General features: G+C 63.9%; 22 protein-coding genes and 1 pseudogene. 14 read left to right on the forward strand and 9 right to left on the reverse strand.

Annotation, left to right across the window (positions count from 1 at the left end; all coding sequences use genetic code 11):
• Positions 1-7 precede the first annotated feature (7 nt).
• Positions 8-1,315: an MFS transporter gene (locus A6M56_RS00920; protein WP_004635140.1), complete on the forward strand. Its 1,308-nt coding sequence runs from the start codon at positions 8-10 to the stop codon at positions 1,313-1,315.
• A gap of 165 nt (positions 1,316-1,480) precedes the next feature.
• Here the strand turns inward: A6M56_RS00920 and A6M56_RS00925 are convergent, their stop codons facing one another.
• A complete protein-coding gene (locus A6M56_RS00925; protein WP_012435756.1) occupies positions 1,481-1,807 on the reverse strand; it encodes a four-helix bundle copper-binding protein in 327 nt (108 codons plus the stop codon).
• 577 nt (positions 1,808-2,384) lie between these two features.
• Here A6M56_RS00925 and copC (A6M56_RS00930) point away from each other — a divergent pair.
• A complete protein-coding gene (copC, locus tag A6M56_RS00930; protein WP_009277764.1) occupies positions 2,385-2,771 on the forward strand; it encodes a copper homeostasis periplasmic binding protein CopC in 387 nt (128 codons plus the stop codon).
• A 122-nt stretch (positions 2,772-2,893) separates the two neighbouring features.
• Here copC (A6M56_RS00930) and A6M56_RS00935 read toward each other — a convergent pair whose 3' ends face one another.
• On the reverse strand, positions 2,894-4,291 hold the full coding sequence (locus tag A6M56_RS00935) for a heavy metal sensor histidine kinase (RefSeq protein WP_009241690.1): 1,398 nt from the start codon (positions 4,289-4,291) through the stop codon (positions 2,894-2,896).
• Positions 4,291-4,977, reverse strand: a complete 687-nt coding sequence (locus A6M56_RS00940) for a heavy metal response regulator transcription factor (RefSeq protein WP_012435757.1) — start codon at positions 4,975-4,977, stop codon at positions 4,291-4,293. The genes A6M56_RS00935 and A6M56_RS00940 overlap by 1 nt, the downstream gene beginning before the upstream one ends.
• Before the next feature lie 171 nt (positions 4,978-5,148).
• Here A6M56_RS00940 and A6M56_RS00945 point away from each other — a divergent pair, with 171 nt between their 5' ends.
• The 5 genes from A6M56_RS00945 to A6M56_RS00965 are packed head-to-tail and all read left to right on the forward strand — an operon-like array spanning position 5,149 to position 9,891.
• A complete protein-coding gene (locus A6M56_RS00945) occupies positions 5,149-7,044 on the forward strand; it encodes a copper resistance system multicopper oxidase (RefSeq protein WP_009241688.1) in 1,896 nt (631 codons plus the stop codon).
• Complete coding sequence (locus tag A6M56_RS00950) at positions 7,044-8,018, forward strand: copper resistance protein B (RefSeq protein ID WP_009241687.1); 975 nt, start codon at positions 7,044-7,046, stop codon at positions 8,016-8,018. The genes A6M56_RS00945 and A6M56_RS00950 overlap by 1 nt, the downstream gene beginning before the upstream one ends.
• A gap of 32 nt (positions 8,019-8,050) precedes the next feature.
• Positions 8,051-8,437 carry a copper homeostasis periplasmic binding protein CopC gene (copC, locus tag A6M56_RS00955; RefSeq protein ID WP_009241686.1) on the forward strand — a complete coding sequence of 129 codons (387 nt, stop codon included), beginning with the start codon at positions 8,051-8,053 and terminating at the stop codon, positions 8,435-8,437.
• A gap of 4 nt (positions 8,438-8,441) precedes the next feature.
• The gene (gene copD, locus A6M56_RS00960) at positions 8,442-9,371 is read left to right on the forward strand and encodes a copper homeostasis membrane protein CopD (RefSeq protein ID WP_009241685.1); all 930 of its coding nucleotides are present in this window, start codon (positions 8,442-8,444) and stop codon (positions 9,369-9,371) included.
• A gap of 31 nt (positions 9,372-9,402) precedes the next feature.
• Entirely contained in the window at positions 9,403-9,891 is a 489-nt protein-coding gene (locus A6M56_RS00965) for a DUF411 domain-containing protein (RefSeq protein WP_021197391.1), read from the forward strand.
• A gap of 43 nt (positions 9,892-9,934) precedes the next feature.
• Here A6M56_RS00965 and A6M56_RS00970 read toward each other — a convergent pair whose 3' ends face one another.
• Positions 9,935-11,200 carry a type II restriction enzyme NmeDI-related protein gene (locus A6M56_RS00970; protein ID WP_009241683.1) on the reverse strand — a complete coding sequence of 422 codons (1,266 nt, stop codon included), beginning with the start codon at positions 11,198-11,200 and terminating at the stop codon, positions 9,935-9,937.
• 365 nt (positions 11,201-11,565) lie between these two features.
• Between A6M56_RS00970 and A6M56_RS00975 the strand changes: the two are divergent.
• A pseudogene (locus A6M56_RS00975) lies at positions 11,566-12,393 on the forward strand (methyl-accepting chemotaxis protein); the annotation flags it as partial.
• Positions 12,394-12,516: 123 nt separating this feature from the next.
• Here A6M56_RS00975 and A6M56_RS00980 read toward each other — a convergent pair.
• The 5 genes from A6M56_RS00980 to A6M56_RS01000 all read right to left on the reverse strand — a co-directional run bounded on the left by A6M56_RS00980 (position 12,517) and on the right by A6M56_RS01000 (position 20,238).
• The gene (locus A6M56_RS00980; RefSeq protein ID WP_045220001.1) at positions 12,517-12,825 is read right to left on the reverse strand and encodes an H-NS histone family protein; all 309 of its coding nucleotides are present in this window, start codon (positions 12,823-12,825) and stop codon (positions 12,517-12,519) included.
• A 392-nt stretch (positions 12,826-13,217) separates the two neighbouring features.
• Positions 13,218-15,299, reverse strand: coding sequence for a putative bifunctional diguanylate cyclase/phosphodiesterase (locus A6M56_RS00985; protein WP_062739602.1), 2,082 nt, complete (start codon positions 15,297-15,299; stop codon positions 13,218-13,220).
• Between the two features lie 253 nt (positions 15,300-15,552).
• The gene (locus A6M56_RS00990) at positions 15,553-16,806 is read right to left on the reverse strand and encodes a helix-turn-helix transcriptional regulator (protein ID WP_045220005.1); all 1,254 of its coding nucleotides are present in this window, start codon (positions 16,804-16,806) and stop codon (positions 15,553-15,555) included.
• A 141-nt stretch (positions 16,807-16,947) separates the two neighbouring features.
• Positions 16,948-18,621, reverse strand: coding sequence for a ShlB/FhaC/HecB family hemolysin secretion/activation protein (locus A6M56_RS00995; protein ID WP_102079420.1), 1,674 nt, complete (start codon positions 18,619-18,621; stop codon positions 16,948-16,950).
• 264 nt (positions 18,622-18,885) lie between these two features.
• Complete coding sequence (locus A6M56_RS01000) at positions 18,886-20,238, reverse strand: collagen-like triple helix repeat-containing protein (RefSeq protein WP_102079419.1); 1,353 nt, start codon at positions 20,236-20,238, stop codon at positions 18,886-18,888.
• 443 nt (positions 20,239-20,681) lie between these two features.
• On the opposite strand from A6M56_RS01000, the gene A6M56_RS01005 reads away from it, so the two are divergent.
• From A6M56_RS01005 to A6M56_RS01030, 6 genes are all read left to right on the forward strand, one after another.
• Positions 20,682-21,809 carry a collagen-like triple helix repeat-containing protein gene (locus tag A6M56_RS01005; RefSeq protein ID WP_102079418.1) on the forward strand — a complete coding sequence of 376 codons (1,128 nt, stop codon included), beginning with the start codon at positions 20,682-20,684 and terminating at the stop codon, positions 21,807-21,809.
• Between the two features lie 464 nt (positions 21,810-22,273).
• Complete coding sequence (locus A6M56_RS01010) at positions 22,274-22,459, forward strand: Flp family type IVb pilin (RefSeq protein WP_063394364.1); 186 nt, start codon at positions 22,274-22,276, stop codon at positions 22,457-22,459.
• Positions 22,460-22,556: 97 nt separating this feature from the next.
• Positions 22,557-22,994, forward strand: a complete 438-nt coding sequence (locus A6M56_RS01015; RefSeq protein WP_240480084.1) for an A24 family peptidase — start codon at positions 22,557-22,559, stop codon at positions 22,992-22,994.
• A gap of 98 nt (positions 22,995-23,092) precedes the next feature.
• The gene (locus tag A6M56_RS01020) at positions 23,093-23,587 is read left to right on the forward strand and encodes a TadE/TadG family type IV pilus assembly protein (protein WP_045220021.1); all 495 of its coding nucleotides are present in this window, start codon (positions 23,093-23,095) and stop codon (positions 23,585-23,587) included.
• A gap of 49 nt (positions 23,588-23,636) precedes the next feature.
• Positions 23,637-24,560 (forward strand): Flp pilus assembly protein CpaB, encoded by a 924-nt coding sequence (gene cpaB / locus A6M56_RS01025; protein ID WP_045220023.1) that lies wholly within the window; start codon positions 23,637-23,639, stop codon positions 24,558-24,560.
• Positions 24,553-25,917 (forward strand): type II and III secretion system protein family protein, encoded by a 1,365-nt coding sequence (locus A6M56_RS01030; protein ID WP_102079416.1) that lies wholly within the window; start codon positions 24,553-24,555, stop codon positions 25,915-25,917. The genes cpaB and A6M56_RS01030 overlap by 8 nt, the downstream gene beginning before the upstream one ends.
• Positions 25,918-25,926: the final 9 nt, after the last annotated feature.

Here is a 25,926-nt window from a genome sequence, read left to right on the forward strand (position 1 = left end):
AGGCATCATGCTTAATCAATCGTCCGCCACTCCCGCACCCCTCGATGCGCGGGCCGTCAGGCCAGCGTTGGTCGTGCTGCTTGCTCTGGTATTTGTTGTCTCTCTCGGCTATGGAGTCGGGCTGCCGTTGCTGCAGTTGTATCTGGCGCAGTACCTGCCTGGTGCGACGCGGCAAACGCTGGCGTGGCACGTTGGCATGCTGGGAGGAATCTACACGCTCGCGCTGTTCATCTTTGCGCCGTGGTGGGGCCGCCAGTCGGATCATCGTGGGCGGGCGGCGGCGCTGACTACCGGCTTCGCTATGTTTGTGCTGGGAACCGCGATGGTCGCGCTAATACCCAGTCTCATGGCGATCTATGGCGGTCGATTGATCGCCGGGGCGGGGGCAGCGGCTATCGTGCCCGGTGCCCAGGCCTATGTGACCGACATCAGCAATACCGAGGACAGGAGTCGGCGCTTTGTGCTGATCGGTAGTGCATCGTTCGTTGGCTTTCTCGCGGGCCCCGCGTTCGGTAGTTGGCTTGCCGGGCCGCTGATGGGCATGCCTGCAGGCCAGATGCCCAGTATGGTCAACTGGCCCGCGTTGGTGGTCGCATCGGTCGGACTGCCACTTCTGTTGGCGGTTCGCCGCTGCCTGAGCACGACCAAGCCGATCTTGCTCGACAGCGGCTCGGTGCAGATGACCCGGCAGCGCAAGCGCTTCGTTGCTGTATCGATGCTGTTAGCCCTGCTGGCGTCCTTTGCCGCAGGTACCTTCGAAGTCGGCTTCAGCCTGTTTGGTGGCCAGACACTGCGCCTACCCAACTCGATGATTGCGGTGATGTTTGTCACGTGCAGCCTGGCGATGCTCGCCGCGCAGGCTTTGCTGCTGCTTCCGGCAGTGCGCAAGCATATCGACCATCGCTGGGTTGCCGGCGCATTTGCCGGCTCAGCGGTGGCACTGGGCTTTGCCGCACTGGTGCCCGATGCCGCCGCGCTTGGGCTGCTAATCGCCGTGGTGGCTACCGGCGTCGGCATGATTGGACCGGTGCTGTCTTATGAGTTGCTGGAAGGTGACCGTAGTTTCGCTGGGTCGCTGTTGGCAAGGCAGGCAGCCGCAGGCAACCTGGGGCAGGCACTAGGTTCGGTGAGTGCCGGTACCCTGTTTGGATGGAATACGTTCGCTCCATTTTGGGCAGCGGCGGCTGTGTTGCTGCTTGGTAGTGTGGCTGCACTGCGTTGGTGGGGCGCGGCGCGGCAGGCTGAACGTCAGCCAGAGCAGCGCAGCTTTCAAGCAGAAGGAGAAAGGCAGACGAGGGAAGGGCGGGGCGCATGAACAACAATGAAAATTCCTCGTGCTATGTGCGCGCATTGTGCTTTTGAGGCCGCTTTCCAATGGCAGCGCACCGAACCGGCAATTCGTGGATGGTGTAACACGTGACGGCGGATGTGACCTATCAGCGCCATTTGCTCCTTCCAATTGAACTGGGGTTCAAAGCCGTTATTGCATAGCTCGACAGGCTTGCGCGCATTCCTCACACGCACGTGCGCAAGTTTGACAGTGGTCGTGTGCATGCTTCGCGCACTCTGCGCCGCATTTCTGACAGATGGTTGCGCATAATACGCAAACGGCTTTGGCTTGGCTGCTGCCGCGTGCCATATAACCAACGGCAGTCTGGCACAACTCCGCGCAATCGAGATCCAGGCGAATACAGTCGGCAAGTTCCGCCGGGCTTGGCTCGTTGAGGCAAGCCACAGCACAGTGCAAGCATGTGACCTGACACGCGTTACAGGCGTCGAGACATTCTTGATAGGTTTGGTGAGACATCGTCGTTCTCCTGGGTGGTTGGCGTACCGACATGGCATGCGCACCCACGAGAAAGCAAGGACGGCGCCTTGTGCCAAAGAGGCGGGGCACGTTGAGTCGCAAATGGCCAGATCTGTCCGAACCGTAATCGGACCGCCATGTGGCGGTCATGTGCGCTTTCCGCCAGTGGCCCATGGTGAACCGAAGTGTTCGCGCTCTCGGCGGAATGCGGTCGGCACGTGGAGACGCGCGTGCGCCACGACGACCACAAGGCCATGTCGCGGGGGTGTGCCGGATCGCATTGGGCAGCAAATCACCAACGTAGCAGCGCCACAGCAAAGTGGTCTAGAACTAGCCTCTGGTGGACGGTGTCGAGCCGGTGCCGAACCCGTACACCTCTATGCGTCGTGACATCACCCAGCGGGCGCTACCGCGCGCACCAACAACTTCGGTACGCATTGCCATATCGTGCTGTTTTGGGACACCGATTACCATCTCATCGCACGCTAGTTGCTCGTGGGTGGTCTGACCTGCATCAACAGGCTCCGTGTGCAACGACTTAAGCTAAATGCACATTCCCAAGAAACGGAGGTGCGCCATGTCCGCAAGTCGCCGCGCATTGCGAGGCTCAGTCACCGTCCTGTTCGCGATTCTGAGCGAGATCGCTCTCGGCCATCCAAAGCTGGTTTCATCGAGACCAGCGAACAATTCTGAAGTGGCCGCCCCAAAGCGAATCGAATTGAGATTTTCAGAGGAACTTGTATTCCCGCCTTCGGGAGGTAATCTAGTTATGGCGTGGCTGCCGGGCCGGGCGCTTCACGGGCCGATGAAGATTCCGGCTGAAGTATCGCGTGGCGGAGACGCCAAGACGGTCGTTATTCAGCCGACTCAACCTCTCATGGCTGGTTCCTATCGCGTTGACTGGCAAGCGGTCTCATCCGATGGGCATCCTGTCAATGGCAGGATCGTATTCCGAGTACGATGAAGCGCCGATCCTCATCGTTTGAGTCCATCGGAGTGGCGCGCGAAACCGGCGGCTGTTTCGGTTTGCGACCCAAAATGCCCGCCAAGCCCGGCTTGGCAGTAGTCGCCGCAGTGTGCAAAGAACTATACAGACAATATTGCGGCATCGATGCAACGCGGTAGGCGGATAGAGAACCGTGTGCGCCCGTCAATGCGCGCAACGGTGATGGTGCCGCCGTGCGCCGCAACGATCGCTTTGGTGATGGCCAAGCCAAGGCCGGCACTTTCCGACTCGGGCCGCGCGCGCGATTTGTCCGCCCGGAAAAAGCGCTCGAAGATAAATGGCAGCAGCTGCGGCGCGATCTCGCTGCCGTCGTTGTCTACCGAAACCGTCATGCCGTCGCGATCATCACTGACCGAGACGACCACGCGGCCATGTCGCGGGGTGTGCCGGATGGCGTTGGAGAGCAGGTTGCTCAACGCACGGCGCAGCATGAGCCGGTCTCCTGTGACGTGTCCATCGCCCCGCGTTTCGAGCAGGACAGCCTTGTCTTCTGCAAGCGCGTCATAGAAATCGAACAACGCGCGGATTTCGTCAGCGATGCGGATGTCTTCGGCGCTTGGCAGCGTCAGGCTGTGCTCCATCTTGGCGAGGTACAGCATGTCGGACACCATGCGTGCCAGGCGCTGCAGTTCCTCCGCATTGGAGGTCAGCACATCGCGATACTTCGTGCCCTCGCGCGGCTGGGATAGCACGACCTCCGTCTGCGTGAGCAGGTTCGTGATAGGCGTACGCAGTTCATGGGCGATGTCGGTCGAGAAGTCCGACAAGCGGCGGAAATCGTTCTGCAGGCGCTCCAACATGCCGTTCAGGGTCGCGGCAAGGTCCGCCACTTCGACTGGCACGGTATCAACAGGCATGCGTTCATCGAGCTTGTCGGCAGTCACCGTGCGCGCCCGCGAGGCCATGGTGCGCAAAGGCGCCAGGCCTCGGCGTGCAGCCCACCAGCCGAATAGGCCCGTGGCCAGCGCTGCGACGGCGATATAGAAAGCGAGCGTCCCGCGGAAGGTGTGGAGGAAGTGGGCGTGAATGTCCGTGTTGATCCCCAGCAGGACATCAAGCTCGCCCGATGATCCATCTCGCAGTGGGATGGCCGCGTGCATGCCCCGATATTGCTGACCGCCTTGCGCCCAAACGAGGGTTTCGCTGGTATGCCGCAACTGCGCCAGCGCTTGCGTTGCCGCTTGAAAATCGAAATCCTGGGTTACGTACAGCATGTGCCCGTCCGAACCCTGGATACGAGCTACGAGATCGGTGCGATGTTGGATTGCCTCGCGGATGCGTTCGGGGACCTGTTCGGCGGGACTCGATTCGACAATCTTTTCAATGACGCTGACGTTCTCGCGCAGCGCGGTGTAGTCCTCCACCGCAAAGTGCTGATCCATGGCCAGCGCAATCACCACGCCCAGGCCCAGCAAGACGGCTGCCGAACACAGCGAGAAATACGCGGTGAGCCGAGTGGTCAGGGAGAACTGCCCCATCAGGCCGCGTCCTCGGGCGCTTCCAGTACATAACCCATGCCGCGTACCGTTTGGATCAGCTTCGGCTCGAAGTGGTCGTCGATCTTGGCGCGCAACCGGCGAATGGCGACGTCGATCACATTGGTATCACTGTCGAAGTTCATGTCCCAGACCTGCGAGGCGATCAGGGAGCGAGGCAAGACCTCGCCACGGCGGCGGACCAGCAGCTCCAGCAGGGAGAACTCCTTGCTCGTCAGCGGGATCTTCTGGCCTCCGCGTGAGGCACGACGGCGAGCCAAATCCAGCACAAGGTCGGCCACTTGGATTCGGTCGGACGAGACGGCACCGGTTCCCCGGCGCAGCAGCGTGCGGACCCGGGCTAGCAACTCAGCAAACGCGAATGGCTTCACCAAGTAGTCGTCGGCGCCCATTTCAAGGCCTTTGACGCGGTCGGCCACGCTGTCGCGGGCGGTCAAGAACAACACCGGCACCGCCTGTTCCGCAGCGCGCAACGATTGGACGATCTGCCAGCCATCCACGTCAGGCAGCATCACGTCCAGCAACAGCAAGTCGTAGTCGCCCGACATGGCCAGATGGCGGCCGTCAGTACCGTTGCGTGCCAGATCGACCACAAAGCCGGCTTCGGTCAGGCCTTGCTGCAGATACTCTCCGGTTTTGGGCTCGTCCTCGACGACCAACAGTTTCATATCGCGCCTGAATCACTTCCTATGATTTATGGGCTGTAGAGTACCGCGCTGCAGGCGGCATCACACCAAGATGACGGATTTGTAATGTTTCAGTCAGGTCGGGGTAGCCTGGCGCTGGGTAGCCTGCACCCACCTTTCAGAGTCGGACATTTTGTTAAGGAAATCTCGATCATGCGCAGCAATCGTGCATCCGGCCTCGTGCTACCGAACCTGCCGCGGCGGCGGTTTGTGCAAGGTTTGGCTGCCGGCGGTGTCATCGCCGGTTTGGGCCTGGGTGGTTTCACTTCGGCGGCATCCGCTGCGTCCACCGCGCTGGGGACCGCACCAGTGCTGCGCGGCACCGAATTCGACTTGGTGATCGACGAGACGCCGGTCAACTTCACGGGCAAGCCGGCTATGGCCACGACCATCAATGGCATGCTCCCGGGGCCCACGCTGCGCTGGCGCGAGGGTGACACCGTCACCTTGCGCGTGACCAATCGCCTGCGCGAGCCGACGTCAATCCACTGGCACGGCATTGTCCTGCCGTTCGAGATGGATGGCGTACCGGGCATCAGCTTCCACGGCATTCCGCCCGGCGAGACCTTTACCTACCGCTTCAAGGTGCGACAAAGCGGCAGCTACTGGTACCACTCGCATTCGGGCTTCCAGGAGATGACCGGGGTCTATGGCGCCCTCATCATCGATGCCGCCGGCGGTGACGCGATCCGGGCCGACCGCGATTACAGCGTGCTGCTGTCGGACTGGACCGACGAAGATCCGATGCGCGTCCTCTCCAAGCTCAAGACGCAGGGCGACTACTACAACTACCACCAGCCTACGGTGGTGGACTTCTTCCGCGACGTTTCCAACGATGGCTGGAAGGCGGCCATGGAAAAGCGGGCCATGTGGAACCAGATGCGCATGAACCCGACCGATCTGGCCGATCTCTCCAGTGCAACGCTCACCTATCTGACCAACGGCGTCACGCCGGCCGGCAATTGGACGGGCCTGTTTACGCCGGGCGAGACTGTGCGGTTGCGCTTCATTAACGGCTCCGGCAACACGTTCTACGACGTGCGCATCCCGGGGCTGAAACTCAAGGTGGTTCAGGTCGATGGGCAGAACATCGAGCCGGTCACGGTGGACGAATTCCGCTTCGGCCCCGGCGAGACTTGCGATGTGCTGGTCGCGCCCAAGGACGACGCCTACACCATCTTCTCGCAGTCGATGGACCGTACTGGTTATGCACGTGGCACGCTGGCTGTCTGCCGGGGCTTGCAGGCTGCAGTGCCTGCGCTCGACAAGGTGGAATGGCTGTCCATGGCTGACATGATGGGTGACATGGGCGGTATGGGTGGCATGAGCCACGGTGGCATGTCGGGCATGGACCATGGTGCGATGTCCGGTATGAACCACGGCGGCATGCCCGGTATGGATCATGGCGACATGCAGATGATGGACGACACTGGCATGACCATGATGGACTCCGGCGGCATGCAGATGATGGACCACAGCCAGCATGCGGAATCCGGCGGAGCGGCTAACAGCTTGAAGGTGCCGAGCAAGACAGCACGGCACGCGCGCACGGAATACGGTCCGAGCACCGATATGCACGTCGACATGGCGCGCACCAACCTGGACGATCCCGGCGTCGGTCTGCGCAACAACGGGCGCCGCGTTCTGGTGCTCGCCGACATGCATACCATCGGCGGTCCGATGGATAAGCGCGGTCCGGAGCGCGAGGTGGAACTGCACCTCACCGGCAACATGGAGCGCTACACGTGGTCGTTCGACGGCGTGGAGTTCGGCAAATCGACACCTGTGCACTTCCGTTATGGCGAACGGCTGCGCGTCATCCTCCACAACGACACGATGATGACGCACCCCATGCACCTGCATGGTATGTGGAGCGAACTGGAAGCGCCGGACGGTACGTTCCTCGCGCGCCGGCATACCATCCCCGTCCAGCCCGCCCAACGGATCAGCTTTCTCGTCACAGCGGACGCGCTGGGTCGCTGGGCCTGGCATTGCCACCTGATGTTGCACATGGATGCGGGTATGTTCCGCGAAGTGGTGGTGGTCTGATGCTCGACTTTCACAGCGGATTGATCATGCACAAGCACGTAAGAACACTGTTGACTGTGGCGCTGGCTGCCGCCGGCATCGGCGTTGCCTCGGCCCAGGAAATCCAACTGATGAACGGGGAGACAACCCCGGCGTCCCAATCTGGCGCTCAGAATACTGGCAGCTCAATGCAGGGGATGGACCACGGCTCGATGCAAGGCATGGACCACGGCAGCATGAAGATGCAGGATGGTTCGGCGCCGCCCGACGCACGCGATCCCGATGCTTACTCGGGCGGATACCAGCTCGGCACCGGCAAATACGCACTGGGCGATCCCCGCCACATGATGATGATGGCGGACGCGCACAACTTTGGCTCAGTGCTGGTTGACCGGCTGGAGTGGGTGCACGGTAACGATGCCAATGCAACCGCCTACGAATTGCAAGCCCGGTTCGGCAGCGTGTACAACAAAGCGGTCCTAAAAGCCGAAGGCGATGTCTCAAAGGGGCGCTTCGAAGAGGCGCGCACCGAGTTGCTGTGGAGCCATGCCGTCACAACGTTCTGGGATACCCAGCTCGGTGTGCGGAATGACACGGGTTTCGGCCGACCCACACGCAACTGGGTGGCCTTCGGCGTGCAAGGTCTGGCTCCATACTGGTTCGATGTCGAGGCCACCGCCTATGTGGGCAATAGTGGACGCACGGCATTGCGTCTGTCCAGCGAATACGAGCTGTTGCTGACCCAGCGGCTGATCCTGCAGCCGCGCATCGAAGCCAACTTCTATGGCAAGCGCGATCCCGATCTCGCCGTTGGCAGCGGGCTTTCCAACGCGACGGTGGGCTTGCGGCTGCGCTATGAGTTCAGCCGCCAGTTTGCGCCCTATATCGGCGTCGAACGCAGTCAGGCATTTGGCGGTACCGCCAACATGATCGAAGCGGCCGGTGGGCGCCGCGGCGACACCCGTTTTGTTGCGGGTGTGCGCCTCTGGTTCTAGTTTTCTCAACTCCCAACCACAAGGGTGTTTCTATGTTCACGTCTCGTTTTGCCACCAAGGCCATCATTGGCACGTCCTTGGCGCTTCTGGCTTCGGCCGCGTTCGCGCATCCCAAACTGGTCTCTTCGACGCCCGCCGATCAGGCGGAAGTGACTGCGCCGACGAAGATCGAGCTGAAGTTCTCGGAGACCCTCACGACACAATTCTCCGGGGCCAATCTCGTCATGACGGAGATGCCCGGCATGTCGGGGCATAACCCGATGAAGGTTGGCGCAAAAGTCTCCGCCGGCGACGACGCCAAGACGATGGTCATCACGCCCGCACAACCGCTGACGACCGGGACGTACAAGGTGGAGTGGCGCGCGGTCTCGTCGGATACCCACCCGATGACGGGGAATTTCACGTTCAAGGTGAAGTAAGGCCATGGCGGACGATTGGCTCAATATCGCCCTGCGCTTTGGGCTGTACCTGGACTTGACGATCCTTTTCGGGGTCTCGCTGTTCGGGGTCCAGGCGTTGCGACCCGATCACCGGGCCACGGCGATTGCGCGCCGATACGTCCGTGCCGTCGGAGTCACTGCCGCATTGGGCATCGTGCTGTCGCTCTGGAGCTTCGTTGTCATGGCCAAGGCGATGACGGGGGCCACCGAGTACGCTGAACTCACCAGCCATGTCTTCAGCATGATGCTGACCACCACCGCGGTTGGCCTGGCCTGGATGGCGCGATTGGTGGCCCTGGCCGGATGCTTGGTCGCCGTTGCGCGTTTGCGGAAGCACCCAGCGCCTCACTTCGGCGTGTGCGCCGGGCTGGGTGCGGTGGCTCTGCTAACGGTCACTTGGGCCGGGCATGGGGCGATGGACGACGGTGTGAAGGGATACCTTCATCTCACATTTGATATCGCGCACGTTTTGGCCGCGGGCGCCTGGGTTGGCGCATTGGCAGCGTTTGTGCTGCTGGCGTCGACAAGACAAGCGGCCTCATCGGAAACGGTGGAAATCCTTAGTCACACATCCAATGGCTTCGCGCGTCTTGGGACGCTGATTGTTGCCACGCTGTTTGCGACAGGGACGTTCAACTATTTTTTGATCGTTGGGCCGACGATTAACGGGTTGTTCACCACGCCATACGGGCGCTTATTGTTGATCAAGCTGGCTTTGTTCGCGCTGATGCTCGGACTGGCCGCAGCCAATCGTTATCGGCTGAGCCCACGGCTTGCGGCGGCGGTTAGGGCCGCAGACCACGTCCACGCGGTGATAGCACTGCGCCGCAGTCTGGTCATGGAAACCAGCCTTGCCATACTGATTTTGGCGTTGGTCGCTTGGCTTGGTGTGCTTTCGCCGCCTGGAACCTGATACTGCTTACCTGTTTGCCGGAGGAACCATGATGATGAAATCGCCGACTGCCAAGCCCGTGTCCGCGACAAGACGGTCCCTGATTGCAGGTCTGTTACTGCTGCCTGCCGTAGCCCTGGCGCAAAAGGCCGGATCGAAACCCGTGATCCAGGTGTGGAAAACGCCGGGTTGCGGCTGCTGCAAGGATTGGCTTGCCCACTTGCGGGACAACGGGTTCGACGTGGTTGCACATGACGTCGAGGAAACGGTGGAAGCCAGGCGAAAGGCTGGCATGCCAGAGCGCTATGCCTCTTGTCACACGGGCATCGTGCAGGACTATGCGCTGGAAGGCCATGTTCCGGCACGCGAAATCAAGCGTCTGCTGCAGGAGCGCCCGAAAGCGATCGGGCTGGCGGTCCCCAGCATGCCGCTCGGCGCCCCTGGCATGGATGGGCCGGCATACGGTAATCGGCGCATGCCATACAACGTCCTGCTGATCGGATTGGACGGACAGGCCACCGTGTTCCGCGCATACAGCTGATGGGGTGTGACCGTCTCCTTGGCACCCGCAATCGTGCCACCGGTCAGAGCGTTTTGGCGATGGCTTCAATCGGCTTGATACCTGCGCCGAACCGGGCCATGGTTTCCCGGTGCTCGGTGAGGCTGGTGTAGGGCACATATCGGATGCCAAGTTCCGATACGCGGCTGAAGGCGGGGCGTGCAAGTTGAGCGCGCACGTCGGCCTCTCGTCCATCCGGCGCAACCAGGAACAGGTGTTTCTTCGCCGGCTGTTCTGTGCCCAGGGCTAAATCAAGCAGTCGCACGATGCCTGAGTAGATCGAAGTGGTGTGTTCGACCTCGAAGGCGGCTTCCACCTCCAGCGAAGCAGCGTTCAGCCAAACGACGTCGATAAGGGGCACGGTGTCGGCACCCGCTACCAACAGCGAGTTCGGCAACGTTGCCAGGCAGCCATCGCTGAGCACGCCGCCGTTGTAAGGGCGGCTACGGTCGTTGGTTGCCACCCATACTGCGAAGCCCAGTGCCTTGCCGAGATCGCGCAACCAGCCTTGCACCTCTGTATGGGAGGCATCGTCGGTTCGTCCCGCCTGAAGTTGTTTGGCGAAGGAGGCCGCTTCCTCGCGCGCCTTGGCCAGATTGCTCTCCCACTCAGCGATCGTGGCAGCATCGCCTTCTCGCGGCGGCGCCGGATAGCGCTCCATTCCGATATCGAACAGCAGTCCGGCAACTGCGCCCAAATCGTTGGACAGGAGGTCGCGGTAGCGACCATTCAGGGACAGCACACCCTCGCGCATGGCCAGGTAGTGGTCCCATTTCCCGAGCTTGACGCGAGAACCCGTCAGCGCGTTGTATCCGTTGACGATCGCGGTGTTGAAGGGAACCGCCAGCGTCGGGTGAATGAAGTACAGCAGGTTGGCGACGGCCGGGCCCAGCCCCTTGATGCCGTGTTGGTTCAACTGCTGAATCGCTTGAACCAGTTCTTGTTCGGTGTCGCAGCAATTGCACGTATGCAGCAGCCTGGCGAACGCTCGCTGATGATCGGCATTCTCATAGATGTCCGGGATGCGCAGTTTGGGCTTCCAGAGGAAGGCATGGTCCGCCCCCTTGAAGATCTGGCGCTGCTCTGCAATCGAGGAGACCACGGTTTCGAGGGGGGACCCGCGATAGGCGTTGCCGAATGTCCCAGCTTGAATCTCATTGACGACCGCGCCGATGCCGCGCCGAATGGAGCGGAAGTTCTTGAGGCGCTCCGGCCAGAGAAACCACGTCTGATATGTCCCGTCCCTGTCAGCTTTCCATCGCTCAATGAGCGTTCTTGTCAAATCGGTCATGCACGCCAGTGTTCTTCAAAAGATCGGAGTCTATCTTCTCAAAGAATGCGTTCAATTTGTCGCTCGTATGCGCGTCTTGTTTCGATAACCAGCGTGCTGGTGCCGGGAATGCTGTATGGGCGCAAACTGATTTCGGCGGACACCCTGGAACGTGCACCGCAGGCGTCAGGTGATACCAGTGTGGCTCACTGAGAGCAGGGTCGGTGGCCGTACGGCCAATTGCGAAGGTGTATGTTTTTGAAGTGTACGTTGCCCCTTGAATCCATAGAGGCGCGCTCCACCGCTTGATCCTATGACCTATTTTCTTTTCAAATCAGCACCTTAGATCGGATGTGGCGGATTTTTTACGAATCCCGGCCATCCCTCAGACCCGTCCGGACGACCGCGACAGCATGCTGTACGCCATGGCGCAGATGCAGCGCGAGCTGACGGGCACGATCAGCAACATCAAGAACTCCGCCGATTCCATCGCCAGCGCCACCAAGCAGATCGCCGCCGGCAACGCCGATCTTTCGCAGCGTACGGAGCAGCAGGCGTCGTCGCTGGAGGAAACCGCGTCCAGCATGGAAGAGCTCACCTCGATCGTGAAGCAGAACGCCGACAACGCACGTCAGGCGAGTGCCCTGGCCGTCAACGCCTCGGACATCGCCGTCAAGGGCGGCGAGGTGGTCGGGCGCGTGGTCGAAACCATGTCGGGCATCAACGAAAGCAGCAAGAAGATCGCCGACATCATCGGTGTGATCGAAGGCATTGCCTTCCAGACCAACATCCTTGCGCTGAACGCGGCGGTGGAAGCCGCCCGTGCCGGGGAACAGGGGCGCGGCTTTGCGGTGGTGGCCGGCGAGGTGCGCAGCCTGGCTCAGCGTTCGGCAGGCGCGGCCAAGGAGATCAAGGAGTTGATCGGCGACTCGGTCGGGCGCGTGCAGAACGGAGCCGCGCTCGTGCAGGAGGCCGGCGTGGTCATCGAAGAAGTGGTGACCGCCGTCAAGCGCGTGACGGACATCATGGGCGAAATCTCGGCCGCGTCGGACGAGCAGAGCTCGGGTATCGAGCAGGTCAACCAGGCGGTCAACCAGATGGACGAAGTGACACAGCAGAATGCGGCGCTGGTGGAGCAGGCGGCCGCAGCGGCGCTCTCGCTGGAGGAGCAGGCGCAGTTGCTGCGCACGGCCGTGGGGCGCTTCCAGGTCTAGCGCAGCGGGGCCCAGGCCCGCCAGCGCGCGGGAATGAAAAAGGCCGGCAGAGTTTGCCGGCCTTTTCTTTTGTGGTTTCCGGACGCCTCTTTGTGCTGTCTCGGAGGTAAGGCTTCTGCCGGGTCAGGCGATGAGGAAATCCTCCATCTTGCGGCCGGCCGAGAGTTCCTTGACCAGCCAGCCCGGACGCTTGCCGCGGCCGGTCCAGGTGTTGCCATTGTTGTCGCGGTAGCGCACGGGCACCTTGCGGCCGGCCTTCTTCGAGGCCACGCCACCCTTGGCGCCAAAACCGAGGTCTTCGGCGGTCAGGCCGTACTCCGCGATCTTCTGCTTGATTTCAGCGATCACCGCCGCCTGCTCATTTGCCCGAAGTTCATCGGCTTGACGCTGCAGTTCAGAGATCTTCTGAACGATTTCCTTGTAAGTCGGCATTATGGATTCCTCTACGTTGCAATTGAAACATGGGCACGCTCCCCGTAGCCCACGGCATTATAACGACTTCGCAAGGGAGAAATAAATTCTGTTAAGTCCATAGGCCAATGAGGCGCATTTTTCGGGAGGGTATTTTTGCGCAAATCATCGTGCCATGGGCATTTACGTGGCCGTCCGAAATGTAAACCTCAGTGTCGATGTTCCCGTAGGCCGCCAAGCCCTACGCCTTGGGCCTCCACACTGTGAGGACCATCCTTTTTATGTGATGGCTTCATTGCCCGGGCAGGCGTATCAAACGCTGGACCGGTGCTTTCCACATTCGCGCGTGAAAGGCTTCTGAAAGGGAAAATGCGTCCATGCATCAAAATGGCGCATTTTTTGGCCGTCCGATTTCACGCGTACTCGGGGGCGAGTCGCGTCTGGAATTCCTTGGCCGGTAAGGGGCGGGCGAGGAAAAAGCCCTGCACCTGGTCGCATTGCAGTTTCACCAGCGCCTGCATCTGTGCGTCGGTTTCCACGCCTTCGGCGACGACGGTCATGTCGAGAGAATGGGCCATCGCGCAAATGGCACGAATGATGGCCGCCGCCTCGGACGGGTTTTCGTCGAGCGCGCTGACGAAGGCACGGTCGATCTTGATCTGCTGCGCGCGAAAGCGCTGCAAGTAACTGAGGCTGGAATATCCGGTCCCGAAGTCGTCGATGGCCACCTCGAAACCGAGCGACTGGATCTGCCGGATCGCCGCAATGCTCTGGCCGGCATCGCGCATGGCTGCGGTCTCGGTGATCTCGAACATCAGCCGGTGCGCATCGACCTGGTAGCGGTGCAGGATCTGCGACAGCCGCGGCACCAGGTCGGGCTGCTGGAACTGGGTGGGCGACAGGTTCACGGCGATGCGCTGCGGCGCGAGGCCCGACGCGTCCCAATGCATGATCTGGCGGCAGACTTCTTCGATCACCCAGTCGCCGAGTTCGACAATCATGCCGGTGCGTTCGGCCAGCGGAATGAACTCGGCCGGCGACACCGGGCCCAGCTCCGGGTGGTTCCAGCGCAGCAGGGCTTCAGCGCCTGTCATGGCGTGCGTGCGCGCGTCGAACTTGGGCTGGTAGTACACCGAGAGCTGCCCATTGAGCGCCGCGTGGGACAGTGCGCGCTGGATCTGCAGCACACGGTGGGCCGTCGTGTTCAGCCGCGGCTCGTAGAAGCGGTAGGCGTTGCCGGTGCTTTGCTTGCAATCGAACATGGCAGTGTCGGCGTGCTCGAGCAGCGCATCGGCGGTCGCACCGTTGTGCGGGTGGATCACCACGCCGATGCTGGCCGTTGCGCGCACGCGCCGGCCGTCGATTTCCACCGATTCACGCAGGCGGAACAGCAGCTTGTCGCCGATGGTGGCGGCGGCTTCGGGCAGCGCCAGGCCTTCGACCAGGATGCCGAATTCATCGCCGCCGAGCCGTGCGACGATGTCTTCGCCCCGCATGGCCTGGCGCAGGCGCTCTGCGATGATCTGAAGGACGCGGTCGCCCGCGCTGCGGCCGTGCTGTTCGTTGATGTGGCCGAAGTGGTCGAGATCCAGGTAGAACAGCGCGAACGGCCGCCCGCGCCGGGTGGAAGACAGGATCGCGGCGTCCAGCGCGTCACGCAGATACAGCCGGTTGGGCAGGCCCGTGAGTGCATCGTGATGTTGCGGTGTGGGCGACTGGCTCGCCACGCGTGCAAGCGAGGCCGCAAGATGTGCCTGCGCGGAATCGATGCGGGTCTCCAGCATGATGAGCGCCGCATGAAGGCCCAGCGCCAGCAGTACGCCGCCGGCGCTGACCATGATGATCGGCACGGCATGCGCCATCGACTCGTCTGCGGGCCAGGCCGCCGAAGGCCACGCCGCCAGCGACACCATGGCGGAGGTGGCCAGTACGGCCGCCGCCTCCGCGCGCAGCCCCACTGCCCCCCGCCGCCGCGACGGCGGTCCGTGAAACGCCATGCACATCGCCAGGCAAGCGCCCGCTCCCAGCACGATCGTGCTGCCGCCCCAGCCGAACACGCGGCGCGCGAGCGACCCGGTGTCGTAGACCCACGGCCGCGTCAGGTACAGCTCGATGACAAGAAGCCCGGCGGCCAGCGCCACGGTGCCCATGGCGATGTTGCGACGATGCATCGGTTGCGGCGCGTTGGCCGGCGCAGCGTCGGCCAGCACGATCGAAAATGCGGCCACCGCGGCGGCCAGTGCCGTCGTCAGCGTGGCGGCGAAGGGCGCGGCCAGCGGCAGGCTGACCTGGCGATGCAGGCCGAGCATGGCAAGCCACAGCCCGGACCACAATCCGATGCCAAGAATGGCCGCACAGGCTATGCGCCAGTTGCGGCGTTTCGCGACCGTCGAGCCCCCCGGCAGGCGTGTCGCAGCGTCCAATGCGGCAAACGTGGTCAGCCCCGTGCTGACCCACGCAAACAGCAGCAGCGCAATATGGAAATCGTTATGCATGCGAGCGCGTTCGGCGCGGCCCCGATCCACGCCTAGTCTTGTTTGGCGGCGAGGATAGCGCAAACGCGTGCCGTTTCAGCCCGCGAAGAAAGATGTTTGTTGCGCGCTATTCACAGAATGCGTCGGGAGAATCCGCCGTGACGGCATCGCATCATGCGGGCACGGCGACGCCACGCCTGTTCTCATGCATCGGCACGACCGCCGAAAACGTGACAGGGGTATACGCGAATGGCTTCGCGCTGCCGGATCGGCGTCAGGCGTTCAGCCGGCCGCGACGACGCGCGGTGGTGACCGTGGCGGCACCCGCGCGCTCAAGGTCGACGCTCGGCAGCAGGTGCAGCAGCCGCACGAGCTCCGACTGGCGATGCGTGCCCGTCTTGCGCAGGATGTCGCGGATATGCACCCGCACCGTATGCAGCGAGAGAAACTCGTGTTCGGCGATCTCCTGCAGCGTCTCGCCCGCCGCCAGTCGCGCTGCGACGATGCACTCCTTGTTCGTGAGCCCGAAGAGCGACGCCAGCACGCCGGCATCCATGACGGAGCGGGCCTCGGAGTTGCCGACCAGCACGAGCGCCAGCGGCGACGCCCACGCCGAGCGCAGTGCGTCGGACGGCGCCAGGGGCGTCGCAATGAACGGCACCGGCCGCCCATCGCGAGCCAGGTACATCCACGAGCCTGCCGCGCCCTGCACGCCGATCGAGCCCGCAGCATGCTCGATCAGGTTGCGCAGCGCCGTGTTATGGATGTGGTCTTCGGACCGCAACATGCCTCCATCGAGCGACAACCTATCGTCTTCGGCCGTCATCGTGCGAGCCCAGGCATTCGCGTACTTCACGCGCATGGTGCGCTCGATGACCATCACGCCAAAGTCGAGCGTGTCGAGCCCCGCCATGCCAAGCGCGGCAAGTTCGTTGAGCTCGAGATTGCGCTGCTGCATGCGGGCCGCGCGCTGAAGATGCGGCAGCACGCGCTGCAGGCGCGTTTCGCGTTCGCTGGCGCTGAGCTCGGATTCGCCTTCGCGGGTGCGCAGGCGCATCACCACCTGCAGGTCGGGCGTATCGATGAGCGTGACAGCCGCCGCGGAGGATGGCTCCGTCGCAGCGCTCACGTGCAGTCGAGCGTCCTGGCAGAAATCCTGGCAGCGGCCGGCATGCGGGCACTGCTGGCACCAGCCGGATGACACGCCATGGCGCGGCGCGCCGGCATGCTTGTCCCACACGAAATAGTGCGCGCTTTCCGCGCCGGCATAGACGGAGAGCAGGGCCAGCGCAATCGGCATCTGCGCGGGCTCGAGTACCGCCTCGTAGAGGGTGTCGACGAGTCGATGAAACTCTGCGTCATCCGATAGACGTTGCAGCATGATGGCCCCCGGTGCGTATTGCGACGGCTGAGGGTGCGCTCCCTTGCTGTCGGCGTGTTGCGGCCTGATGCCGCTGTCGCTGTATTGGTTCTTGTCGTTTTGCGCGACTTCTGTGGTGATCGGCAACGCGTTGGAAAAACTGAACATTCCGCTCTGATGCTCCCAAATTCGGGCGGTGATGTATCCCCCTCAGTAGAGGGGAGTATGGGCGACTTTCAGCGCTGAAAAAATAAACAATTCAAAAAAATCGTGCACATGTTCACGATCGGCTGTCGTGCGCGTCGGATCTCAGTTGAACTGGTAGGTGTACGCGGCATTGAACCGCAGGGCGCGCGAGCTGTTGTTCACCGGCTTGTCGCCCACGGGGCGCGCCACGGCAAGGTCGAGCGTGTAGTACTTGCGGTCAGAGAAGCGGACACCCAGGGCGATGGAGCCGAGCTGGTCGTGAATGAGCGTGCCCGCATTGGAATACACCTTGGCGGTGTCGTACAGCACGTACGGTTGCACGGTCTTGAGGTAGTCCATCGACACGGTGAACGCGCGGTTCAGTTCAACCGCCGCCCCCCAGCCTCGGTCTCCGGCCACTTCGCCGGCAGGATAGGCGAGGCCGAAGAAGCGTCCGCCGAAGCTGATCTGCTCGGACGAGGGCAGCACGGCGCCGCTGTACTGTGCGGCGGCCGAGACGGCCAACCCGAAGCCCATCGGCAGATCGTGCGCCTCGCTGGCCGTCACGCGGGTGCGCAGGAAGCTCAGGTCGACATTGTTGTTGGCCGACTTGCCTGCGCCAATGCCGTTGATGCCCTGATACACCCCCAATGAGGCGCGGCGTGTCTCCCCCGGCTTCACCTCTGTGTACAGGGCTTCGGCGCCGGCCACGCGAACCTTGGCGTCCAGCTCGGTCTGCGCGAACACGGGGCTTTGCGGCGTGTAGCGCTGCTTGTCGTCGTTGCCGTAGAGCGTGCCGGTGAGCGTCAGGCTGCGCGTGTTCGACAGCAGCACCGGATAGCTCAACGACAGGCCGAGACGCTGCGTATCGGTCAGGTAGCGTGACTGGTAGCCGAGCTGCTCAAGCGGCAGGTTTTCGGGCGTGCCGCGATAGTGCGACCACGTGAGCTTGGCCAGCATGCCATCGGTGCCGATCGGCTGCGCCCAGGTGGCCGAGTAGAACGTTTCATGATCCGGCCCGCGCGGCTGCAATGTGGACACGGTGATCTGCTCGCCCAACGGCGTCACGCTGTTGAGCGTGCCGGTGATGACCGCGCGCACGCCGGGCTTGCGGTATTCCACCCCGGTGCCGATCGTGTACGGCTGGCGCTTGACGTTGAGCACGAGTTCGCTTGCGCCATCGGTGGTGGTGGGGGGCTGCACGGTGGCGGTGATCTGCACGCCCGGCTGCAGCGCGAGCACGCCGGTCACACGCTCGAACGTCTCTTTGCGCAGCGGGCGTTCGTCCATCATGCGTTGCGAGATCTCGCGCAGGCGATCCTCGAGCGGGCCAGGTGTGCCCTCGATGCGCATGCGTGCCACGTAGCCTTCCACCACGGTGATGCGCACCACACCGCCCTCGAACGTTTGAGCAGGCACGAACGCGAAAGAGAGGGGATAGCCGCGCTCGGCGTAGAGCTTCGTGACGTCGTTGGCCGCCTGCAGCAGCTGTGCGACCGTGACATCGTGACCCGCCAGCGGCGCGAAGTGCGCGGCAATCTCCGGAAAGGGCAGGGTCTTAACGCCCTCGATCTGAAATTTGCTCGGCGTCAGGTGCGTGGCGAGCAGATTCTCAAGCGCGGGGTTGGGGCGCTGAACCTCCACCTGGATCTTCTGTTCACGCGGGCGGGAGGTATCGACCTTGGGCAGCGTATCGATCGGGTTGCCCTGGGTGGGGCTGCTCTGTGCCCAGGTGAGTGCCGGACTCGTGAGCACAACGCCTGTCGCCAGGGCCAACCGCATGGTGGTGGTCCGCACGCCTGTCTTCTCCGTGGTGGTGTTCGTTTGTCATGGTGCAAGCGCATACCGCCGCGCATTGCATCAAACGATAACCGCGAGACATGGTGCTTTACAACAAGACACATCAAGGCGGCGTTCACGCGGCGCAACGTCGGCGGCTGAACCGGTGCCGCGGCGCGTGTGCCTGCGAGCCAAATCACGATGCCGCATTGCGCGGCATCGGTGTTTGAGATGCGATGGCTGCGGACCAGAACGGGGGCTGGCCCGCTCCCGTTCCAGCGGTTACTGGCGCGCGCCGCCCAGCAGGCCGCCCACCGTACCCAGCAGGCCGCCCACGGTGTTCGTGATGGGCGCCAGCGGGGTGGTGGCACCTGTCGACGTGACACCCGTGCCGACCGTGGTCACGATGTGGCCAACCGGCGCGGTGATCGCGCTGACGGGATTGCTGCCGCCCGTGGCACCGCCGAGGCCGCCCAGCGCCCCGGTGACAGCGCCGAGCGGGTTGCCGCCCGCTCCGCCGGTCAGGCCGCCCAACGCATTGGTGACGGGCGCCAGCGGGCTGGTGCCACCGGTGCCACCCGCGCCGCCCAGACCGCCGAGCGTGCCGGTGATGGCACCCAGCGGATTCGTCGCGCCCGTGCCGCCGCCGAGGCCGCCCAGGAGCCCGGTGATCGGAGCGAGCGGATTCGTCGGTGTGGAGGTGGACGAGTACACGACGCCGCCGAGCGCACCCACCGTATTGCCCACCGCCGTCACCACGCCGCCAAGGTTGCTGACGACCGGAACATTGGCTGCCGTGAGCGTGTTGCCGCCGTTGGCAACAGCGCCGCCCAGCGTGCCGAGCAGCGTGTTGGCCGGCGAGCCCAGGCCGGTGGCCGCGCCGAGCGTCTGCGTGCCATTGGTCAACTGCGAGGTGAGCGGCACGATCGCTGTGCTGAGCTGCTGCGTGAGCTGTTCCACCGGGCCCGTCGACAGCGCCGTGCCGAGCGTGCTGCCGCCATTCGCCACGCCCTGGCCGACCTGCGTGACGACCCCCGCCAGCGGCGTCGTGATCGGTGCGAGCGGTGCCAGCTGACCGGTGCCCAGGTTGTTGACGAGCGTTCCGGTGGCCGTGACGGTGTTGCCTGCGCCGGTGACCACATTGCCGAGGCTCGACACCGTCGTGCCCACCGGGTTGGGGTTGCGTCCGATGCTGCCAAGGCCATCCTGCACCCCCTTGCCCAGCGCCGATACGGTCTGGCCGGCGTTCTCGACCACGCCGCCCACGCCGCTCTGCACGCCGCTCAGCTGCGACGGCAGCGGTGCGTTCTTGATTGCCGTGCCCACGCCGCTGACGGCGCCGCCCGTTGCCGTCACGATGCCGCCCGTCGTATTGAGGACGCTGCCCGTCGGCGTCAGCGGAGCAGGCGCCGGTGTCGGCGAGGGTGACGGGGAAGGGGAAGGTGACGGAGATGGCGAAGGCGACGGCGACGGAGAGGGGGACGGCGAAGGCGAAGGCGACGGCGTGTTGCCGTTGTTGTTCGACCCGCCGCCGCCCAGCCCGCCGCTCATATCCCCCGAGCCCGAGCTTGCGCATCCACCCAGGATCAACAGACCTGCCATGGTGGCTGCCAGGCTCTTGATGTTCTTGTTCATGATGGTTCTCCCGTTTTGAAAATCCGCTTTTTACGGCTGGAAAATGGTCCCAATGTGCTGATGGGTGGGCGGACTCTGCAAACGGTGTGCCATGCGGCGATTATTACGCAATCCGTAATCGCTTATGTGTATTTGGCAGCTTTGATCGGGAAATCGAGCGAAATGAGGTGCGCGCGATTCAAAAACGGCGGTTATGTCCGTGTCCAGCATGTTCCGTGTCACGTTACGTCGTAACGTCCGGAACACGATTTTCGGGCCCGTAACGGGGGCACTCCGTATTCGGGTAATCGCCAGGGTGTGGCCCGCAAAGCGCGCAACAGAGCCATTGCCGGAAAATCGAAGCTCTCCTCCACCGTATTGGCATGGTGTTTGCAGAAATCGGCCCGCAGTGCGCAGTACCGAGCTCAGACATCAGAAACATCATTCCAAGAAGGGGACGGACCATGACTCAGATTCGCTACTCCATCCGCGTTGCGCCGCTGGCCTGCGCTGTTGCCGCGCTCGTGCTGGCGGCTTGTTCTTCGGGAGGCTCGGGCTCGGGAAGCTCGCCCAACCCCAGCCCGAACGATATGACGGGCGTCACGCCCGTCGGCAAGGTCGCCAACGGCACGGGCAACACCGTGATCGCCACGGGCCAGGCCGTCAGCGGGCTGGGCACGACCTTGCAGAACGCCAATCTTCCGGGCCTTTCCGACCAAGCCAAGGCTGGCCTGGGCGGTACGGTTTCGCATACCGGCGGCGCCGTGACCGCGCTCGGCGAGGGCCTGCGTGATGGCGTGGGCAAGATGGGCCAGAACCCCAATCCGGTCGGCACCACGGTCGCCAGCACGGGCAACGTGGTGACCGAACTGGGCCAGGCAACCGTCAGCGCCGGGTCGCTGGTGCAAGGGCTGGGCCAGGGCTCGGGAGCCCCGCTGGCACCGATCACCCAGCCGGTGGGCGGCGGTGTGCAGCAGATCGGCCAAGCGCTCATCGGTGGCGGCACGCTGCTGGGCAGCGCGCTGTCGTCGGGGGCTGTGCAGCAGGTCACGCAGCAAGTCAGCTCGGCCATCGTGCCCGTCACCACGCAGATCACCAACGCCACGCAGGCCGGCGGCGATGCCACGGGCCTGGGCGGTCCGTTCAGCTCCTTGCTGGGCACGATCGGCGGCGGCGTGGCCGGAGCCGGCAACACCATCACCGGGACGGGCGTGCCGGTGGTCTCGAGTCTGGGCCCGGTTGTCACGTCGGTGGGGACCACCGTGGCGGCGATTGGCGGTGTGGCCACCGCGGGCAATTCCGGCGGCGGGAGCAACCCGCTGGGCGGGCTGCTGGGCGGTGTAGGCGGATCGGGCGGCACCAATCCGCTGGCGCCGGTCACGGGGCTGCTTGGCGGCGGATCGGGCGGTTCCAACCCGCTCGCGCCCGTCACCGGCCTGCTGGGTGGCGCCTCGGGTGGCAGCAACCCCTTGGCACCGGTTACCAATCTGCTGAGCGGCGCAACCAGCGCGGCCGGCGGTACATCGGGCAGCGGCAATCCGCTGGCCCCTGTTACGAACTTGCTGGGCGGCGTAGGCAGCCCGGCGCACTGAGCAGTACCTGTCTGTGCTCTTGAAGGTGCGCGGGCGTGTTCCCGTCGCTCGCGCATCCTTTTTTTTGCCCAAGACAGTATGGGGAGCGTTCCAATCCACCGCAGAATGCAGGGATAACCCACCCATATAATGGGGGTAATCTGCGGCGCATTAAGGGATTTCCATTAGGTATCAAGGAGTTGGCGCGCCTTCAATACAATTTAATAGAGCGTTAACTCTAAATTGTGACAAGTACCTCAACTGAGTTATTTCGTTTGGACCCTCGCAAGCCTATAAAAGCGTTACGGAACGTTACGTGACAGGCGTGACATCCACAGAACAGCGTCAATAAAAACAGGCGGTGAGGGCGGGACATAACACGCAGGCCAGCATCGATGGTTTTTACGCTGCCAATAGTGAGAACACCCTTGATACGGCTTGATAAGAAACATCAAGAGGGCGAGTGCACAGCAGGAGAGAGATCCATGAAAGACGCCATTCTGAAGTTCATCCGCGATGAGCAAGGCGCGACCGCAATCGAATACGGCTTGCTGGCGGGGCTGATCGCTGCGGCGATCGTCACTTCCCTTGGGCAGCTCGGCACGAGCCTTTCGGGGGTTTTCGATTGGATCAAGGGCAAGTTGCCCAGCACGGGGGCAGCGGGCGGTTGACCGCCACAGCATGCCGCAGCTTGCAAACACCGCAGGCTGGGCCGCCGTCGCAATCTTCTCGGCTTTTGCCATCTGGTTTGATCTGCGCGCCCGCCGGGTGCCGAACTGGCTCGTGCTTGCGGGCCTGGCGCTGGCGGCTGCGCTGATCGGGCTGGGGCCGGTGCGTGCGCTGGCCGTGGATTGGCGGGACGCGCTGCTGGGCGGAGCCATCGGTTTCGCGGTCTATCTGCCGCTGTATGCCATGCGCTGGATGGGCGCGGGGGACGTCAAGTTCTTCGCGGTGGCCGGGCTGATGTGCGGCTGGCATGGGCTGCTGCCGGTGTGGGTGGTCGGCAGCGTGCTTGCCGGGTTGCACGCGCTGCTGATCCTCATGGCGCGCCGGGTCGATGCGGCGAGCCCGGCTGCGTGGCTGCTCATGCGGGCGTGCCCGCCTCTGGCGCGCTGGGACGGCGCGCAGGCCGGCCGGCGCGGCATCCCGTATGCGGCGTACATGGCCGTCGGATTGTTATGCCTGCCGTGGTGGACGTATCGCTGAACACCGCGGGAAGGCGGCGCGGGAGGCGCCCCAAAAAGTACAGACAGGATTCACCAAGAGTCGCGCGAAAGCGGCCATCGCATAGAGGGGAATCGGCCATGCCGATCAAGCAACGGGAACAGGCGCGCGAGCGGGCGCGCCGGGGCGGCGGGCGTCGCCCGCATTGCCGAAGAGACCGCACTGGCGCAGTCTCCATCGAATTTGCCGTGGTGCTTCCGTTGTTGCTCACGCTGATGCTGGGCATCACGTACTACGGGCTCATCTTTGCCATGCAGCAGGTGCTGACGCTCGCCGCAGAAGAAGGAGCCCGCGCCGCGCTGCGCTATCAGCCTTCGAACCCCCAGCGCGTGGCCGCGGCCTATACCGCTGCCAATGCCGCGCTGCCGTCCTTCATCAGCGCGCAGGTCAAGACCAACCAGAGCGCCACGCCGCTGGTCACGTGTCCGACCATGGCGAGCATGCAATGCCTGAACGTGGTGCTCACGCTGCCGGTGACGACGGGCGCCAGCCCGCTGCTGCCCGCCATTCCGCTGCTGCCGGTGCCCGATGCGCTCACGGGTTCGGCCGTGGTGCAGCTCGTTCCGAATACGTAGGCGCCATGGCCCCCACCGCCCCCCTCGACCGTATCGACAGACCGCTCCGATGACCAGCAAACATCTCCAGATCTTCGCCGCCGCGCTCTTGGTGCTGGCCGCCGTCCTGGGTGCCGTGGCCTGGCGCAGTGCACACAAGCCGCCTGCGCCCGTCAGCGTGCGCGAGAACGGCAAGACGCTGTATCCGGTGGTCGTGACCACCAAGCCGCTCGAGGCCGGCAAGCCCATTGCCGCCAATGCCGTGGCCGTGGAGATGCTGCCCATCAATCCGGCGGACGGGTTCTCCGACGTGGGCAAGGTGATCGGCCGCGAACCGATCGTCGCGCTGGGCATGGGCGTGCCTTTGATCGGCTCGCAACTGTCGTCGGGGCTGGCGCTGCAGGTCACACCCGGGCAGCGCGCGGTGGCCATCACGGTGGATGAGGTGATCGGCGTGGGCAACCGCGTGGAGCCGGGCGACTACGTCGATGTCTTCCTCGTCATGCGCCGCGACGGCCAGGAGATCGACGGCAGCCGCGCCAAGCTGCTGTTGCCGCATCTGCGCGTGCTGGCCTTCGGCGCGGTGGCAGTCAACGAGCCCCCGCAGAAAGTGCAGGACGGCGGCGCGATGTCGCGCAAGGTGGAACCCGCCAAGACGGCCGTGCTGTCCGTGCCGGTGGAGGCCGTCAGCCAGCTCGCGATGGCGCATCAGTCCGGCCGGCTGCTGCTGGCGCTGCGCAATCCCGCCGATGATGCCGAGCCCACCGTCAAGCCGCAGGATGCAGCGGTGCTGGCGGCCGCCAACCGCAACCCGATGGACGTCGCACAGACCGGCGTATCGATCAGCAACCTGACCGGCGAGCCGCGCCGCCTGGCCGCTGCCCCCATGCCGGCGCTGCCGCTCGCGGCCGCGGTGCGCAGCGCCACCGTGCGCACCAGCACAGGCGGTGTCGAGATCATCCGCGCAGGAAAACGTGAGGAGCAACATGACTGAAGCCGTCGTGGTTCGCGGTTGGATGGGCGCGGTTGTGTTCGGCTGCGCGGTGCTGGCATCGACCGCATTTGCCGAAACGGCGCCCGCCGGGCAGACGTTGCATCTGCTGGCCGGCAGCCAGCGCGAGATCCGCCTCGGCAAGCCGCTCGAGCGCATTGCGATCGGCAATCCGGACATTGCCGACGCCCTGCTGCTCAAGGGGCGAGGGGCCGCAAGCAGCCTGCTCATCGTCGCCAAGAAGCCCGGCGCCGCCAGCGTGATGGTCTGGGCGCAGGGCGGGGCCGCCATCACGTACAACGTGCAGGTGGATGCCGCGGAGCCCGTGGCGGGCGACCCGAGCGTCAGCGTGCAGGGCAATACGGCTGTCGTGTCGGGCCAGCCGAAAGACGTGTATGGGCTCGCCCGGGCCCACCGCGCCGGTGCCGCGGCCACGGGCGCGGAAAAGGCCAAGGGCGGCAATGTGGTCGACACCACGTCTCTGGGCATTCCGGGGACGGTGCAGGTCGACGTGCGCGTGGTCGAGTTCAGCAAGACGGTGCTCAAGGAGGCGGGCTTCACCTTTGGCCGCAAGCGCGGCGGGTTCGATTTCCGCACGTTTGCGCCGTCTTCGCTGACCAAGTACACCGTCGACGCCAACGGCCTGTCGACCGAATCGACCATGCCGATCAGTTCGGCGTTCAACCTGCTCCTGTCGTGGGGAAGCAAGGGCATCTTTACGGACCTGAGCCTGCTCGAGTCCAACGGCATGGCGCGCGTGCTGGCCGAACCGAGCCTGGTGGCACTGTCGGGGCAGAGCGCGAACTTCCTGGCCGGCGGCGAGATCCCGATCCCGGTGCCGCAGGCGCTCGGCACCACCACCATCGAATACAAGCCGTTCGGCATCGGGCTCACGGTGTCGCCGACCATCCTGTCGGAAAATCGCATCGCCCTCAAAGTCGCCCCGGAGGCGAGCGACCTCGACTTCAGCCGCGGCATCACGCTCAATGGCGCCACCGTGCCGGCCATCGTCACGCGGCGCGCCGACACCGTGGTCGAGCTGGGCGACGGCGAGAGCTTCGTCATCGGCGGGCTGGTGAGCCGCTCGACGCTGTCGAACCTCGACAAGGTGCCGTTCCTGGGCGATCTGCCCGTCATCGGCACCTTCTTCAAGCGCCTGAACTACAACCAGGAGGAGCGCGAGCTGGTGATCGTCGTCACGCCGCACCTCGTCAAGCCGATGGCCCGCAATGCGCCCATCGACAAGATGCTGCCGGGCCAGTCCAACGGGCAGGACCGCGACGGCGCGGGCGCGCCGGTGTGGCGGCCGTTTGCGCTCGGCATTGCCGATCCGGCCACCATGCCGGGTTTCTCGCGGTAAAGGGCAGGG

Source organism: Ralstonia sp. RL (genome assembly GCF_001683835.1).
Taxonomy (GTDB): domain Bacteria; phylum Pseudomonadota; class Gammaproteobacteria; order Burkholderiales; family Burkholderiaceae; genus Ralstonia; species Ralstonia mannitolilytica.